We start from the raw sequence: 16325 nt of genomic DNA, 5'->3' as shown, positions 1-16325 counted from the left end.
GTCAGCGTGGTCTTGCCGTGATCGACGTGACCGATGGTGCCGACGTTGACGTGCGGCTTGGTGCGCTCGAACTTACCCTTGGCCATGGCTGCTTATCTCGAATTCGTCTGGTGTGGTGCTGAAGATGGTGCTCACAAAAGGAATCGAACCTTCGACCTCTTCCTTACCAAGGAAGTGCTCTACCGACTGAGCTATGTGAGCGAGTTTTGCATTATGGCATGAACTCGATAATATTCAAAGTTCACTCAATGGAGCGGGAGACGGGGATCGAACCCGCACCATCAGCTTGGAAGGCTGAGGTTCTACCATTGAACTACTCCCGCACCGGGAATGTGCCACAACGTGAAGCTGGTGGAGGGAGGTGGATTCGAACCACCGAAGGCGTAAGCCAGCAGATTTACAGTCTGCCCCCGTTGGCCGCTTGGGTATCCCTCCATTTACCACCCCATTCCGTGCCGCCGAAGCGTTGCGGTGTGTGGTGGTGAGCCCGCAATTCTGGAGATGAAGCGGGGGTCTGTCAACGCTTTTTTTCACTTTTTTTCACGCGCGTCGCAAACCCCTTGATACGCAAGGGTCTGCTCAGGGCAGTGCAATTGTCTCGTCGGCAAAGATGGCCACGTGGGCCACGCCATCGGCCCCGATCCAGCCCCGATACATGCCCTGGGTGTTGAACGGTGCCGCTGCTTTCCCCTCTGCGGAGAGCACGATCGCCCCGCCGTCGCCACCCATCTGCGGAATCGCGTCGTTGATCACGCCCTTGCCAGCCTGCTGCGGCGATTGACCGAGGTAGCGCATGCGCGCGCAGATCTCATGGGCTGCTGCGGTGCGGATGTAGTACTCGCCCCAACCGGTACCCGACACCGCACAACGCGCATCGGCCCAGGTGCCAGCACCGATGATCGGGGAATCACCGACACGTCCGTAGCGCTTGTTGGTCATGCCGCCGGTGGAAGTGCCTGCAGCAAGATGCCCCTGTGCATCCAGGGCGACTGCACCGACCGTGCCGAAGTGCTTTGCGGTTTCCAGGTCGGCATGCGCTTGCCCGCTCGCCTCTTCCTTCAATGCACGCTGCAGCTGCTGCCAACGCTTGTTGGTGCGGAAGTAGGAGGGGTCCACGAGGGTCACGCCCTGTTCGGTGGCGAAGGCTTCGGCGCCCTGCCCCACCATCATCACGTGCCTGGACTTCTGCATCACCGTCTGCGCGAGGAGGATCGGGTTGCGCACGCGCTGCACGCCCGCCACTGCGCCGGCCGACTGGGTGGCGCCATCCATCACCGCCGCGTCCAGTTCATTGCGGCCCTCGTGGGTGAACACAGCGCCCTTGCCCGCGTTGAAGGTCGGATCATCCTCAAGCACGGTGATCGCAGCAGTGACCGCCGCCAATGCCGGACGCCCGGCTGCAAGTTCGGCATGGCCCTTCAGCAATGCCGCCTTCAGCGCAGCGCGCGCGGCCCGTTCTTCTGCCGCGGAAAGATCCTTGCGCTCCACCCCGGCACCGCCGTGGATGACCAGCAGCGGTGAGGCAGCGGGTGCGGCCTGGGCCAGCAGTGGCAGGGACAACAGCGCGGACAGCGCCAGGCGCAAGTTCATGGAAGCAGATCTCCAGCAGGAAAGGGATTGGATTGCACGGTAGCGCCGGGCCATGCCCGGTGGAAGGCACAGCGCGGCGGCATCCGCCGGGCATGGCCCGGCGCTACCGGATCATTGGCGGATGACTTCAATCTCGCCGTCGCTGATGTCAGCCAAGGCCTCGTAGGCCGCCTCGGCCTGCAGGTCGTCCAGGCGCATGCGACTGCCGCTGCCAACCACGGTGATCGGCACCGCGTGGAAGCGCAGGGGTTCACCTTCCACCAGCCGATCGGCATCGCGTCCGGGGCTGACCACCCAGACCTTGCCTTCGCCGTCGGCGCTGTAGACCTGGGCCTGGCCATCAGGCTCCACGCACAGGGCCGTGTCTTCATCGACGCCGATGCCGACCATGTCCGGGTCACCACTGTCATGCGCGGCGCGGGCCACGAACACGATCAGGCGGCCGAGACGGTCGCGCTTGTCGAAGTGGGTGTCGGTGACCACCCGCTGCAGGTAGGGCAACTGCAGGAAGCCGCGGTCCAGGGTCACGGCCTCGCCCATCGGGTCGGCCATGGCGCTGGCCGAATCGATACTGCCGCCATCCAGCGCGCCATAGGCGTAGCCGCCGAGGATGGCCAGCCCGGCGCTGGTACCGGCAATCGGCTTGCCGGCGCGCACGTGGGCATTCAGCGCGCGATTGAGCGCGGTGCCCTTCCAGAAACGGATGTAGCGGGACTGATCGCCGCCGGCGATGAAGATCGCATCGGCCGCAGCCACGACCCGCAGCACGGCCGGGTCGTCGGCGCCGCGGCGGTTGTCGAACACCAGGGTCTGCACGGCGGTGGTGCCGCCAATCTCCCGGTACAGACGGTCCTGCAGCTCATCGGTGCCGGACGCGCGCAGGATCAGCACACGGCCATTGCCGGCCTGGCGCAGCCACCACTGGAAGGCTTCAGGCACCCATTCGCCGCCACCCATCAACATCATCGCGGGGGCTCGCGGCCCGGGCCGCGGCGCATCCAGATCGCCCACTTCGTAGTAGGCGAAGCCGGGGTCCATCAGTTCCTGTGCCGCCGCCGGCGATGTCCAGCAGAGCGCCGACAGCAGCAAGGCGATGAGCGGGCCACGCAGCCCGTAGCGAAGGCGTCGCATCTTGATCTCCCTGAACAAAAACGACCTGCAACCGTTTTCACTCTTTGCCAGACATATCACCAGTAGTCAAGGGCATAAAAAAGGCGTTAAATGCGCGCGCCCATTCCTGAAATGAATGGGGGACAGGGCCCCTCCTCTGCGGGCCGGCATTACTTCCGGGAATTTCTCATGCGTAGACAGGCGATGGCGTGGTCGATCCAGCTGGCGTTGATGGGCGTTGCTGCTTCGGCGGCGGCGCAGACTCCCGCTTCCTCTTCGGTACAACAGCTGGATGCGGTGCAGGTGACCGGCTCACGCATCCCGCGCGCCCAGGTGGAAGGACCGGCGCCGATCACTGTCATCAACGCAGAGCAGATCCGCTCCAGCGGCTTCACCACCGTGCCGGACGTGCTGCGCGCGATGACCCAGAACGGCGGTGAGACGCAGAGCCAGCAGTCCTCCGGCGGTGCCGATTTCTCGCCGGGTGCGCAGCAGGTCGACCTGCGTGGGCTGGGGCCGAACCACACCCTGGTGCTGGTCAACGGCCGTCGCATCGCCGACTTCCCGATGCCGTTCAAGGGCCGCAGCAACTTCACCGACGTGTCCAACATTCCGCTGGGCATGATCGACCGCATCGAAGTGCTGACCGGCAGCGCGTCGGCGATCTACGGCTCGGATGCGATCGCCGGCGTGGTCAATTTCATCCTGAAGAAGAAGGCCGATGGCACCACCATCGACATGCGCATGGGCACCACTACCGAAGGCGGTGGTGAATCGTTCGACATGAGCCTGGCCAGCGGCTTCAGCAGCGGCAACTTCAACGCGGTGTACAGCGTCGAACTGCAGTCGCAGACGCCGCTGTGGGCCTACGACCGCGACATCCAGGATTCGACCCAGGACGGCCCGACCGAAGGCGCGCGCATCGCCCGTCGTTCCTACCTGCGCACCGATTACAACGATGACTACCTGGACCCGGGCGCGGCGACCTGCGAGGCGCTGGCCGGGCAGAACCAGGGCAGCACCTACCGCGCGTTCCGTCCGCGCTACGGCTACTACTGCGGCAGCGACAGCTCGATCGGCTACGGCACGATCCTCAGCAAGCGCCGCGGTGCCAATGGCTATGCCTCGCTCAGCTACGACTTCGACAACGGCCAGCAGTGGTTCGCCGACGTGCAACTGGGCTACCACACGATGTCGCTGATGCGCGATGTCACCAAGTGGGGCCGCATGGCCGCCGACGGCGACGAGTCGGGCTACTTCAACAATGAAGCGACCGGGGAGATCGAGTTCTGGCAGCGCCAGTTCTCGCCCGAGGAAATGGGCGGGCTGGACAATGCGATGGTACGCAGCACGCAGAAGACCTTCAGCGTGACCACCGGCTTCAAGGGCAACCTGACCGGCAGCTGGGACTACGAAGCGGCACTGAGCCATTCGCAGTACCAGTCGCGGATCAGCTGGGCGCAGATCATCGCATCCAAGGCCAACGACCTGTTCCTGGGCCCGCAGCTGGGCGAGGACGATGACGGTTTCCCGATCTACAACGCCGATCCGTCGCGCCTGTACCGGCCGCTGACCCGTGCCGAGTACGATTCGATTGCCGCACGCACCACCTATACGCCGAAGTCGCGCACCGAGACGGCGGCGTTGACCCTGACCAATGGTTCGCTGTTCACCCTGCCCGGTGGCGATGCCGGCTTTGCCGCGACGGTGGAAGTTGGCCAGCAGGCCTATGCGCTCAATCCCGATCCTCTGGCGACCGGTTATTACTACTACAGCTGGAAGGATTCGGACGGCAAGGGGTCGCGCAACCGCTGGGCGACCGCCGCCGAGTTGCGCATGCCGCTGCATGAAACGGTCAACCTGAGCGTGGCCGGCCGTTACGATCAGTACCGCTATTCGGGCCACACCATCGGCAAGGCGACCTGGAGCGGCGGCCTGGAATGGCGCCCGATCGACACGCTGCTGGTACGCGGCTCGTACGGCACCGCGTTCCGCGCGCCGGACCTGCACTATGTTTTCGCCGGCCCGGGCAACGACGAGACCAGCGCGGAAGATCTGTACAACTGCCGCGCCGATGCAGCCGATGATTGCGCCGATTACGAGCGCAATGTGATCCGCAGCCGCAGTGGCAACCGCGAGCTGGAACCGGAAACCAGCACGTCCTGGAGCGCTGGTTTCGTGTGGTCGCCGGCCGCCGGCCTGGACCTGTCGGCCGACTGGTTCAACATCGACATGCGCGAGCAGGTGCAGGACATGGACGTGCGTACGATCCTGGCCAACGAAGCGAACTGCCGGCTGGGCAGCGCCGACATCGGCTCACCGACCTGCGTGGACGCCCTGGCCCGCATCACCCGCACTGCCGATGGCCGTCTGTACGGCGTGCATGTGAACCCGATCAACGTTGCGCGCGAGTCCACCTCCGGCGTCGACGTCGGTCTGCGCTACCGCCTGCAGACCGGCATCGGTGACTTCATCTTCAATGGCACCCACACCTGGGTGAAGAAGCATGACTTCCAGCGTTATGCCGGTGATGTGACCGAAGACCAGTTCGCGATCAACAGCGGCTTCGATATTCCGCGCACCAAGACCAGCGTCAGCGTGACGTGGGAGAAGGATGCCTGGTCGGCCACCGTGTATGGCTCGCGCCTGGGCAAGCTGCCGACCTCGGACAGCTACGACCAGGTGTTCGACGAGGAGAGCGGCGACAGCCCGTGGATCAAGGCAACCTACCGCTACAACGCTTCGCTGCAGTACCGCTTCGACGATCACTCGCGGTTGTCGCTGTCGGTGGTCAATGTGTTCAACAAGATGCCGCCGAAGGACAAGACCTACACGGCGTACCCGTACTACGACGTGTCCTGGTTCGACAGCGTCGGCCGCACCATCAACCTGCAGTACACGCACAAGTTCGGCGGCAGCGCGCTGTAAGGGCGCGCGGCATCGCCGGATGTGGAACAACAGGGCCCGCCATTGGCGGGCCTTGCTGTTTATGCACACCGCGCGTGGAAAGCGGTGGGGGTTTGGTGTGGACAAGTCCCGGCGAGCCACGCATTGCAATGGTTTCGAAGGGTGGCGATTTTTTATCCAGGCAGAATCCGGGTTTTCCACACGCGCCGTGGAAAGCGATGGGAACTAGGTGTGGACAAGTGGCTGTGAGTGTTGCTGCACAGACGTTTCAGGGTGCGGTGAAAATTTGTCCACACTACGCGAGCAAGCCCTGTGGAGCCGAGTCCGCGCTCGGCTGATACCAACCCGAGCCGAGCGCGGGCTCGGCTCTACAGGGTGCCGCGCGGTTTTCCACACCAGGCGTGGAGAGCGATGGGAGTTTTCTGTGGACAAGTGCCTGCGAACGTCACACCGCAAGCGTTTCGTAACGTGGTGTTTTTTTGTCCATCACCGGAAACGCGAACGCCCCGCACTGAGCGGGGCGTCCGGGGTCGATCCGATACAGCCAGATCAGACGTTGAAGCGGAAGTGCAGGATGTCGCCTTCCTGCACGCGGTACTCCTTGCCTTCCAGGCGCAGGCGACCGGCTTCCTTGGCGCCAGCTTCACCCTTGTACTTGATGAAGTCGTCATACGCGATGGTTTCGGCGCGGATGAAGCCCTTCTCGAAGTCGGTATGGATGACTGCGGCAGCCTGCGGAGCGGTGGCGCCCTTGCGCACGGTCCACGCGCGGACTTCCTTCACGCCAGCGGTGAAGTAGGTCTGCAGGCCGAGCAGGCTGTAGGCCGCGTTGATCACGCGGTTCAGGCCCGGCTCGCTCAGGCCAAGGTCGGCCAGGAACGTATCGCGGTCTTCGTCGTCCAGCTGCGACAGCTCTTCTTCGATCGCCGCCGACACCGGCACCACCTGTGCGCCTTCTTCGGCGGCACGGGCGCGCACGGCGTCCAGGTGCGGGTTGTTCTCGAAACCGTCTTCCAGCACGTTGGCGATGTACATCACCGGCTTCAGGGTCAGCAGGAACAGATCGCGCACCAGCGCCTTCTCTTCCTCGTCCAGGCCCGCAGAACGACCGGCCTTGCCGTCGGCCAGCGCGGCCTGCAGCTTGGCCAGCACCGGCTTGCGCGCCGCTGCATCCTTGTCGCCACCCTTGGCCGCACGCTCGGCGCGGTTCAGTGCCTTCTCGACGCTGTCCAGGTCGGCCAAAGCGAGTTCGGTATCGATGGTGTCGATGTCCGAGATCGGGTCGACCTTGTTGTTGACGTGGATGACGTCAGCGTTTTCGAAGCAGCGCACCACGTGGGTGATCGCGTCCACTTCGCGGATGTGGGCCAGGAACTTGTTGCCCAGCCCTTCGCCGCTGGCGGCACCGGCCACCAGGCCGGCGATGTCGACGAACTCGACCGCAGTCGGGATGACCTTCTGCGGGTTGATGATCGCTGCCAGTTCGTTCAGGCGCGGATCCGGCACCGGCACGATGCCGACGTTCGGTTCGATGGTGCAGAACGGGAAATTCGCCGCGGCGATGCCCGCCTTGGTCAGCGCGTTGAACAGGGTCGACTTGCCGACGTTGGGCAGGCCGACGATGCCGCATTTGATACCCATGGGTGACAGCTCTCTGGGGTGAAAGTGATTGGTGAAACAGCGCGCGCGCCGCTTGGCCAATCCATCTCGGTGTTGCCGATCAACATCTGTGCCAACCAAGGTTGGCACCTACCCAAAGCGGGTTATTTCGGGGTGTGCAGCCGCTTCATCGCTTCGCTGAAATCGCCCTGCACTGCCAACGGCAGCACGTCGATCGCATCGTCGATGGCGCGCGAAATCAGTACTTCATCGTCCTTGGAGGGGCGTCCCAGCACCCAGCCCACCACGCGGTCCTTGTGGCCGGGATGGCCGATGCCCACGCGCAGGCGATGGAACTTGCCGTGGCCGAGCAACCGGATGGTGTCGCGCAGGCCGTTCTGTCCGCCGTGGCCACCGTCGAACTTCAACCGCGCCACGCCGGGCGCCAGGTCCAGTTCGTCATGGGCCAGCAGGGTCTCCTCCGGCTCGATCTTCCAGAACCGCTGTGCGGCGGTGACCGACTTGCCGCTGAGGTTCATGAAGGTGGCAGGCTTGAGCAGCCACACCGTCTGCCCAGCGATGTCGACCTTGGCGGTCTCGCCAAACAACTTGCTGTCCACGTTCCATCGCGCACCGGCCTTTTCAGCCAGGGCCTCAACGAAATGAAACCCGGCATTGTGCCGGGTCCGGGCGTGCTCCGATCCGGGGTTGCCCAGACCGACGATCAGTCGCAATCCTGCCATCGTTCCATCCAGATACGGCGCCTGCCCCGAAGGACAGGCGCCGCGGGGTATTACTCGGCCGCTGCTTCTTCAGCGTCGGCAGCATCCTGCTTGCCGTGCTTGGCAGTGACGATCGCGTCGTCGTGGTCCTTGCCCAGCGCCAGCGCCGGGATTTCCACGCCCTTCGGCAGCTTGATGTCCGACAGGTACACAACGTCGCCAGCCTTCAGCTCGCCCAGGTCGACTTCGATCGACTCCGGCAGGTCCTTCGGCAGGCAGGTGATGGCCACTTCCTTCAGTTCGTGGGCGACCACGACGTCGGCAGCCTTGCCAGCCGGCGAGGTGTCTTCGTTGATGAAGTGCAGCGGAACCGAAGCGGTCAGCTTCTCGTTCTCGTTCACGCGCAGGAAGTCCAGGTGCATGATCAGCTGCTTGAACGGATGGCGCTGCATGTCACGCAGCAGCACCTTCTGCACCTGGCCGTCCAGGTTCAGGTCAAGGATCGAGGCATAGAACCACTCGTTCTGCTGGGCCAGCCAGATTTCGTTGTGGTCCAGGCTGATGGCGACCGGTTCGGCGTTGCCGCCGTACACGATCGCCGGGATCACACCAGCGGTACGCAGGCGGCGGCTCGCACCCTTACGCTGCAGTTCACGCTTGGTGACCTTGATTTCATGGGTCTTCGACATTTTCGACTACTCGGTTGTTGCCTTGCCTTGCGGCTTGGCGGTTGAAGGCACTTCCGCGACCAGAAGTGCCCAGTGTGTCCCTGCCGTTGCCGGCGGGGACGAAAAAATCAATCGACGTACAGCGAGCTGACCGACTCACCGAAGGCGATGCGGCGCATCGTTTCGGCCAGCATTTCCGCCACGCTCAGCTGGCGGATCTTGCTGCACACCCGCGCGGCGTCCTTCAGCGGGATGGTGTCGGTCACCACCAGTTCGTCGAGCTGGGAATTGGTGATGTTGTCCACCGCCGGGCCCGACAGCACCGCATGGGTGCAGTAGGCGGCGACCTTGAGCGCACCGCGCGCCTTCAGGGCAGCGGCAGCGGCGCACAGGGTGCCGGCGGTATCGACGATGTCATCGACCATCACGCAGGTCTTGCCTTCGACGTCACCGATGATGTTCATCACGGTGGAGACGTTGGCGCGCGGACGGCGCTTGTCGATGATCGCCAGGTCGGCGTCATCCAGGCGCTTGGCCACCGCACGGGCGCGGACCACGCCGCCCACGTCCGGCGACACCACGATCAGGTTCTCGGTGCCGTAGGCGCGCCAGATGTCGGCCAGCAGCAGCGGAGAGGCATACACGTTGTCGACCGGAATATCGAAGAAACCCTGGATCTGGTCGGCGTGCAGGTCGACGGTCAGCACACGATCAGCGCCGGCGGTGCTGAACATCTTCGCCGCCAGCTTGGCGGTGATCGGCACGCGCGAGGAACGCATGCGGCGATCCTGGCGCGAGTAGCCGAAGTAGGGCACCACGGCGGTCACGCTGGCCACCGATGCGCGCTTGAGCGCGTCGATCAGCACCAGCAGTTCCATCAGGTTTTCCGCGCTCGGCGCCGAGGTCGGCTGGATCACGAACACGTCCTGCTTGCGGACGTTCTCTTCGATTTCCACCTGCACTTCGCCATCGGAGAAGTGCGAGACAAGCGCCTTGCCCGGGCGGACTCCCAGTTCCTTGCAGATGTTCTGCGCCAGACGTTTGTTGGCGTTGCCGGAAAAGACCAGCAGGTTCGGGGACTCTTGCATCATGATTGTCTCGGGCGGGGACGAGTGGCGGGGATCCGGTAGCGGCAAGGACCACTGCGGCCCCTGCTGCTGACAACACCGCGGCTGTTCCCACGTCCCGCGCAGGTGATGCGCTGGAAGGCGCGGACGCAGCCGCATTGGCAGGGGCGGGAGGATTCGAACCTCCGAATGCCAGGATCAAAACCTGGTGCCTTGGGCCTCTTGGCGACGCCCCTGCATTGATGAATCAGTGTTGCTCGAGTGCATCCAGCAGTGGCGAACGTGCAACGCCCGCAGCCACCCTTGCCCGCAACTCCTTCGACAACTTCGCTCGTCCCTGCTCGGCGGCAGCCTGCGAATCGAACTCGACGAAACAACCACTTCCCGAACCGGTCAGACGTGCCGTGCCGATGTCGCTCAACGCAGCAAGCACCGCCTCGACGGCAGGCTCACGGCGGCGCAGCACCGGTTCGAACACGTTCCCGACCAGCGTGCCGGAAGCGAAGTCCTCTATTTTCGCCTGTGGACTGTCGCGCGTCAAATCCGGATCAGCGAACAGGAGGGGCGTCGGCACATGAACGCCCGGCTCGACCACCACATACCAGGCCTGCGGCAGGGTGATCGGCTGCAGCCGCTCGCCTACCCCTTCAGCCCAGGCGTTGTGGCCACGCACGAATACCGGCACGTCGGCGCCGAGACGCAGCCCCAGCGCCGCCAGCGCATTCTCGTCCAGCCCGGCGCTCCAGAGCCGGTTCAGCACCACCAGCACGGTGGCGGCATCGGACGATCCACCGCCAAACCCACCGCCCGCAGGAACGTTCTTTTCGACGATGATGTCGACACCTTTGTCGACATTCGCCGCTTCTTTGAGCATCCGCGCTGCACGAACGGCCAGATCGTCCGCCTCGGCGACGCCGGCCAGACCCTCGCCCTGCCGTCGCACCTGACCGTCTTCACGCAGGCGCAGGCCGATCCTGTCGCCCCAGTCGAGCAGGCGGAACACCGTCTGCAGCTCGTGGTAGCCATCGGCACGGCGGCCGGTGATGTGCAGGAACAGGTTCAGCTTGGCCGGGGCCGGCCACCAGGACCAGCCCGCTTCATCCCCCCGCGCGTTCATGGTGCGCCCTGGCCCCACTGGTCAACCAGCAGGCGCACCTTGGCGTCGCCATTGACCGCTTCGACCCTGCGCGGCAGGGCCGGACGCCCGGCTTCGGCCGGGTACCAGTCCAGATACTGGATCACCCATCCCATCTGCTGCATGCGCCGCGGACGGCCATCAGCATCGCGGTCGATCTTTTCCGGCCCAGCGCTATCGCCAGCGACCAGGCCGCGTACCCAGTCCGGCAGCTGATTGACCGGAATATCCCAGCCGGTGGCCTCCAGCAGCAGCGCCTGCGCGTCTTCACCCTCGCGCGGACCACCGGCCAGCCCTTCCAGGCGCCCGGCTTCATGATGGGCATCACCGCTCAGCTTCCAGCTCTGGCGGGTCACCGGCGCGCTCAGCTCAACGACATACCGCTGGCCTTCCTGCTTCCAGTCGATGCGGCCGCTGCCACCGTCCTTGCCCTTGCTGACCGCCACCCGGCCCTGGAAATTCCAGTCCGCTGCCGAACGCAGCGCTTCCACGCGCGCGACCTCGGTAGCGGCCGCTTCGGCGGAAACGGTGGTGACCACGGCCGGCGCCGGCGTCTTCTGCCGGCCAACGGTGGTACAGGCACTCAGGGCCAGGGTCACGGCCACCAGCAGCAACGGCCGGATCGTGGAAACACTCATGGCTTGAACTTCTCGCGGGCGCGCAGCAGCGCGCGGTTTTCAGGGTCGAGCCGGGCCGCTTCCCCGAAGAAGTGACGGGCTTCATCGTGCTTGCCCAGCACCCACAGCACCTCGCCCACGTGGGCGGCGATTTCCGGGTCCTTGGCCAGCGTCCAGGCGCGGCGCAGCTGCACCAGCGCGTCGGCGTTGCGCCCCAGCCGATACAGCACCCAGCCATAGCTGTCGACGATCGCCGCGTTGTCCGGCTCGGCCACGCGCGCGCGGTCGATCAGTTCGAGCGCTTCCTGGTAGCGGCCAGTACGGTCGGCCAGGGTGTAACCCAGTGCGTTCAGTGCCGGCACGTTCTCCGGCTCGGTCACCAGGATCTTGCGCAGGTCGGCCTCGGCGCGGGCGATGTCATCGCGGCGCTCCCAGGCCAGCGCACGGGCATACAACAGGCCGTTTTCGTCCGGATACGCAGCCAGGCCACGGGCCAGTGCATCGATCTCGCCGGGAAGGTCGTCGGCGCGCTGGCGCAGCTCGGCTTCCAGCAGATAGGCATCGCGCCGCACATCGTCATCCACCCCGGCATCGGACTGGATCGCATGCACTTCATCCAGCGCCAGCGACTGCCGGCCCGCCAGACCCTGTGCATTGGCCGCGCGCAGGCGCGCTTCATTCAGCTCATCGCCGCCGGGCACGCTGTGATACCAGTTGACCGCCTCCGGGTAGCGCTTGAGGTACTCGGCGATCTTGCCCAGCAGCAGGCGCTGCGCCGGGTCCGGCTTGGCCGCCTGCCGCGACAGTTCGTTGTACAGGTTGGACAGCGCGGCCTTGTCGCCCTGCTTGGCCAGCAGCGAAGCGCGCATGCCCCACGTCTGCACATTCTGCGGACCGACCGCCAGCACGCGCTCGGCCGCTGCCGGCTGGCCGAGGCTGTCATAGGCGATGGCCACCGCATTGCGCAGCTCCGGATCCTGACGGGTCTTCGGCTCCACCCCACGCAGCAGCGACAGCGCCTGGTCGGTCTGCCCGGCCTGCTGCAGCTGGCTGGCGCGCAGCAAGGCAACGCGTGGCTCCTCGGGGAAGCGCTTGACCACCTCATCGATCATGCGCCGCGCCAGCTCGGGCTTTTCCATGCGCAACGCCAGGCGTCCAAACTCCTGCCAGGCCTCGATCTTCTGGGGAATGGCGTTGGCATCGACCAGGTCGCCCAGCACCTGGGCCGGCACGGCCGGATCGCGGCCGCCACCGATCAGGGCGCCCAGGGCGAACTTCCAGCCCTCGTCCCCCGGGTCCTGCAACAAGGCCTGAAGCTCGCTGCGCGCAGCCTTCACATCGCCCTGGCGCATGGCCAGCGCACCGGCGGCGCTGCGCATCGCCAATGAGCGCGGCGCACGCTGCTGCCACAGGGCCAGGCCCTTGGCTGCCGCATCATCCTCGTTGGCCAGCATGGCGATGCGGGTCGCCCGCTCGGCCAGGCCGGCGTCGCCGTCGGTCTGCTGGGCGGCCTGCAGGTACCAGCGCGCGGCCTCGGCCAGCTTGCCCGCCTGCAGGGCGAACTCGCCAGCCAGGACCGGCTCCAGCGCCAGTTCCTCAGTCACCGCGGGCCGCGCAGGCGCCTTGGCGGGCACCGCCGCCAGGGCCTGCGCACAGGCCAGAGACAGCAGCAGAACACTGGGGATGCGAATCAATGCGGGCATCGTCGGCATCGGGGCCTTAAAATGTCGTCCAATGGCCAGCAGCTTATCGCAAGCAACTGAACAATGACCCTGTGGGTGCTCGGACTGAATCACCAGACCGCACCGGTGGAACTGCGCGAACGCGCAGCCTTCGCCGGTGACGCGTTGCCGCGCGCGCTCGGTTCGCTGCGCGATACCCCGCAGATCGCCGAGGCGGTGCTGCTGTCCACCTGCAACCGCACCGAGCTGTATGCCGTGGCCGAGTCCGCGCAGGCACTGGACCAGTGGCTGCACGCCCAGGCCGGCGACCTGCAGGGCTACCTGTACCAGCACGCCGATGCCGATGCCGTGCGCCACCTGTTCCGGGTGGCGACGGGGCTGGATTCGATGGTGCTGGGCGAGCCGCAGATCCTGGGCCAGGTGAAGGATGCCTGGTCGACCGCGCGCGACCACGGCCTGCTCGGCCAGCGCCTGGACCGGCTGTTCCAGCAGACGTTCTCTGTGGCCAAGCGCGCGCGTACCGATACCCAGGTCGGCGCCAACCCGGTGTCGGTGGCCTCGGCAGCAGTACGCCTGGCACAGAACGCATTTGCCCGCCTGGACGATTCCACCGTGCTGCTGGTCGGCGCTGGCGAGACCATCGAACTGGCCGCGCGCCACCTCAGCGAAGGCAAGGTGCGGCGTCTGCTGATCGCCAACCGGACGCTGGCCCATGCGCAGGAGCTGGCCAGCCGCCATGGCGGCGTGGCCCTGCCGTTGACCGAACTGGAACGCCACCTGGCCGAGGCCGACGTGGTGTTCTCGGCCACCGCCGCCCGCGAACCGGTGATCCACCGTGCCGCGGTGGCCAACGCCCTGCGTGCGCGCCGGCACAAACCGATGTTGCTGTTCGACCTGGCCGTTCCGCGCGACATTGAAGCCGACGTTGCCACGCTCAAGGATGCGTTCCTGTACACCGTGGACGATCTCGAGCGCGCGGTGGAAGACAACCGCCGCAGCCGCCGCGAGGCCGCCGCCGAAGCCGAGACGATCATCGACCTGCAGGTCTCGCGCTTCGTCGAAACCCTGCAGGCCAGTGCCCACCAGGCACCGCTGCGACAACTGCGCGCCTTCGGCGAGGCCACCCGTGCCGAACTGCTGGAACGCGCGCGCCAGCAGCTGGCCAACGGCAAGCCGGCCGACGAAGTGCTGGAACTGCTTGCCCATGGCTTGACCAACCGCCTGCTGCACCCGCCGACCGCCGCCCTGCGTGCGGCCGCGCTCAGCGGCGACGCCGACCTGACCCGCGCCGCCGAGCGCCTGTTCCCGGCGACGCCGGGTTACCGCCACCCACCTGTGAGAACCGATGACGCCGACCCTGCGCCGTAAGTTGGAAGCGCTGGCCGAGCGCCGCGAAGAACTGGAACGTCTGCTCGCCGAACCGGAGGTGGTCGCCAACAACGCGCGCTTCCGCGATCTTTCGCGCGAGTTTTCCCAGCTCGAACCGATCGCCACCGCACTGGCCGATGAAGCACGCGCCAAGGCCGACCTGGCCGCCGCCGAAAGCATGCGTGCGGACCCGGACCTGCGCGAGCTGGCCGACGAGGAAATCGCTGCCGCGCAAGCCCGCCTGCAGGAACTGGAGCAGGAACTGGCGCTGCTGCTGGTGCCGCGCGACCCGCGTGATGAAGGCAACCTGTTCCTGGAAGTGCGCGCTGGTACCGGTGGCGACGAGGCGGCGATCTTCGCTGGCGACCTGTTCCGCATGTACGCCCGCTACGCTGAGCGACAGGGCTGGAAGGTCGAGATCGAATCGGACAATCCCGGCGAACATGGCGGCTACAAGGAAGTGGTGGCGCGCGTGGTCGGCCGTGGCGCGTTCTCGCGCCTGAAATTCGAATCGGGCACGCACCGCGTGCAGCGCGTGCCGGCCACCGAATCGCAGGGCCGCATCCACACCTCGGCGGCCACCGTGGCGATCATTCCGGAAGCCGACGAAGTCGATGAGATCGTCATCAACCCGGCTGACCTGAGAGTCGACACCTACCGCTCCTCCGGCGCCGGCGGCCAGCACGTCAACAAGACCGAATCGGCGATCCGCATCACCCACCTGCCCAGCGGCGTGGTGGTCGAATGCCAGACCGAGCGCAGCCAGCATGCCAACCGGGACAAGGCGATGAAACGCCTGAAGGCGCAGCTGCTCGATGCCGAGCGCCAGCGCCACGACGCGGCGCAGGCCGAATCACGGCGCCTGCAGGTCGGCAGCGGCGACCGCAGCCAGCGCATCCGCACCTACAACTTCCCGCAGGGCCGGATCACCGACCACCGCGTGGAAGGGCTGACCCTGTACGACCTGCCCAACGTGTTGGCCGGCGACCTGGACCCGCTGCTGCAGCGATTGAGCCACGAGCACCAGGTCGACGCCCTGGCCCAGCTTTCGGCGGGCTGACCAGCATGTCGGCCTGGCAGCAGCGGCAGCAACTGCAGCAGGCGATCACGCGCCAGCCCGGCGACTTCGTTGCCTGGGTGATGCTGGCCGACCTGGAACTGGAAGCCGGCGACATTGCGGCCGGCGAGCAGGCCGCGCGACGCGCGCTGCAGCTGCGGCCCAATCATCCTGAAGCACTTGCCCGGCTGGGTCGTGTAGCGTGGATGGCAGGAGCGCATGCCGATGCCGCCAAGCTGTTGGGCCAGGCCTCCGCGCTGGCACCGGAGCACCCGGGCATCGCGTTGTGGCTGGGGCACGCGCTGGAAGATGCCAACGATGCAGAAGGCGCATCAGCGGCCTATCGCCGTGCACATGCACTGATGCCCGATGAACCGTATATCGCCGCACAGCGCCTCGCCTGGCAGCGTCGCCTGTGCGATTGGCAGGACGTGGATGCGCTGGCCGCCCAGGTGCGCGGCGCGCTTGCATCGGGCCAGGGCGTGGTGGAACCCTTCGCGTTCCTCAGCGAAGACGCCAGCGCGGCCGAACAGTTGGCCTGTGCGCGCGCGCGCGCGGCCGCTGTGGCGGCGTCAGTGCGGCCACTGCCCCCGGTGAAGCTGCGCGAACGAGGTCCACTTCGCGTGGGCTTCCTGTCCAACGGTTTCGGCGCCCACCCCACCGGCTTGCTGACGGTGGCGCTGCTGGAAAACATGAGCCAGGACCCGGCCCTGCACCTGCATCTGTTCGCGCTCAATGCCGAGGATGGCAGCCGCATCCGCCAACGCCTGCAGAGCGCCACCCGCCTGCATGACGCGGCGGGG

At 66.1% G+C, this 16325-nt stretch carries 14 protein-coding genes and 4 tRNA genes; 4 read left to right on the top strand and 14 right to left on the bottom strand.

From position 1 onward, the window contains the following. From DBR20_RS09060 to DBR20_RS09035, 6 genes are all read right to left on the bottom strand, one after another. The coding region (locus tag DBR20_RS09060) for a GTP-binding protein (protein ID WP_033473206.1) at positions 1-86 on the bottom strand (86 nt) is incomplete at its 3' end. Between the two features lie 39 nt (positions 87-125). Beyond that, positions 126-201: transfer RNA gene (locus DBR20_RS09055), tRNA-Thr, on the bottom strand. 48 nt (positions 202-249) lie between these two features. Beyond that, a tRNA-Gly gene (locus tag DBR20_RS09050) sits at positions 250-323 on the bottom strand. Between the two features lie 26 nt (positions 324-349). Then, positions 350-435, bottom strand: a tRNA-Tyr gene (locus DBR20_RS09045). 144 nt (positions 436-579) lie between these two features. Next, positions 580-1590, bottom strand: a complete 1011-nt coding sequence (locus DBR20_RS09040; protein WP_108265947.1) for an isoaspartyl peptidase/L-asparaginase — start codon at positions 1588-1590, stop codon at positions 580-582. Between the two features lie 111 nt (positions 1591-1701). Next, a complete protein-coding gene (locus DBR20_RS09035; RefSeq protein WP_108265948.1) occupies positions 1702-2721 on the bottom strand; it encodes a cyanophycinase in 1020 nt (339 codons plus the stop codon). A 168-nt stretch (positions 2722-2889) separates the two neighbouring features. On the opposite strand from DBR20_RS09035, the gene DBR20_RS09030 reads away from it, so the two are divergent. Continuing rightward, complete coding sequence (locus tag DBR20_RS09030; protein WP_108265946.1) at positions 2890-5628, top strand: TonB-dependent receptor; 2739 nt, start codon at positions 2890-2892, stop codon at positions 5626-5628. 528 nt (positions 5629-6156) lie between these two features. Here DBR20_RS09030 and ychF read toward each other — a convergent pair. The 8 genes from ychF to DBR20_RS08990 all read right to left on the bottom strand — a co-directional run bounded on the left by ychF (position 6157) and on the right by DBR20_RS08990 (position 13118). Further along, the gene (ychF, locus tag DBR20_RS09025; RefSeq protein ID WP_089238969.1) at positions 6157-7248 is read right to left on the bottom strand and encodes a redox-regulated ATPase YchF; all 1092 of its coding nucleotides are present in this window, start codon (positions 7246-7248) and stop codon (positions 6157-6159) included. A gap of 122 nt (positions 7249-7370) precedes the next feature. Beyond that, on the bottom strand, positions 7371-7949 hold the full coding sequence (gene pth, locus DBR20_RS09020; protein WP_089238967.1) for an aminoacyl-tRNA hydrolase: 579 nt from the start codon (positions 7947-7949) through the stop codon (positions 7371-7373). A 50-nt stretch (positions 7950-7999) separates the two neighbouring features. Then, positions 8000-8617: a 50S ribosomal protein L25/general stress protein Ctc gene (locus DBR20_RS09015; RefSeq protein ID WP_100551634.1), complete on the bottom strand. Its 618-nt coding sequence runs from the start codon at positions 8615-8617 to the stop codon at positions 8000-8002. A gap of 107 nt (positions 8618-8724) precedes the next feature. Further along, a complete protein-coding gene (locus DBR20_RS09010) occupies positions 8725-9684 on the bottom strand; it encodes a ribose-phosphate diphosphokinase (protein ID WP_025879147.1) in 960 nt (319 codons plus the stop codon). Positions 9685-9822: 138 nt separating this feature from the next. Next, positions 9823-9899, bottom strand: a tRNA-Gln gene (locus DBR20_RS09005). 11 nt (positions 9900-9910) lie between these two features. Then, positions 9911-10780: a 4-(cytidine 5'-diphospho)-2-C-methyl-D-erythritol kinase gene (gene ispE / locus DBR20_RS09000; protein WP_108265945.1), complete on the bottom strand. Its 870-nt coding sequence runs from the start codon at positions 10778-10780 to the stop codon at positions 9911-9913. Next, on the bottom strand, positions 10777-11436 hold the full coding sequence (gene lolB / locus DBR20_RS08995) for a lipoprotein insertase outer membrane protein LolB (RefSeq protein WP_108265944.1): 660 nt from the start codon (positions 11434-11436) through the stop codon (positions 10777-10779). Before lolB ends, ispE begins: the two co-directional genes overlap by 4 nt. Continuing rightward, the gene (locus DBR20_RS08990; protein ID WP_181393054.1) at positions 11433-13118 is read right to left on the bottom strand and encodes a tetratricopeptide repeat protein; all 1686 of its coding nucleotides are present in this window, start codon (positions 13116-13118) and stop codon (positions 11433-11435) included. The genes lolB and DBR20_RS08990 overlap by 4 nt, the downstream gene beginning before the upstream one ends. Before the next feature lie 63 nt (positions 13119-13181). Between DBR20_RS08990 and hemA the strand changes: the two genes are divergently transcribed. The 3 genes from hemA to DBR20_RS08975 form a co-directional block, all read left to right on the top strand. Continuing rightward, on the top strand, positions 13182-14465 hold the full coding sequence (gene hemA / locus DBR20_RS08985; RefSeq protein WP_100463152.1) for a glutamyl-tRNA reductase: 1284 nt from the start codon (positions 13182-13184) through the stop codon (positions 14463-14465). Then, complete coding sequence (gene prfA / locus DBR20_RS08980; protein WP_108265942.1) at positions 14443-15525, top strand: peptide chain release factor 1; 1083 nt, start codon at positions 14443-14445, stop codon at positions 15523-15525. The genes hemA and prfA overlap by 23 nt, the downstream gene beginning before the upstream one ends. Before the next feature lie 5 nt (positions 15526-15530). Continuing rightward, the coding region (locus DBR20_RS08975) for a tetratricopeptide repeat protein (protein ID WP_146186977.1) at positions 15531-16325 on the top strand (795 nt) is incomplete at its 3' end.

It is taken from the genome of Stenotrophomonas sp. HMWF023 (assembly GCF_003060985.1).
Lineage (GTDB): Bacteria > Pseudomonadota > Gammaproteobacteria > Xanthomonadales > Xanthomonadaceae > Stenotrophomonas > Stenotrophomonas lactitubi.
The sequence above is the reverse complement of the archived record's forward strand: the minus strand, read 5'-3'. Positions and strand labels throughout refer to the sequence as shown.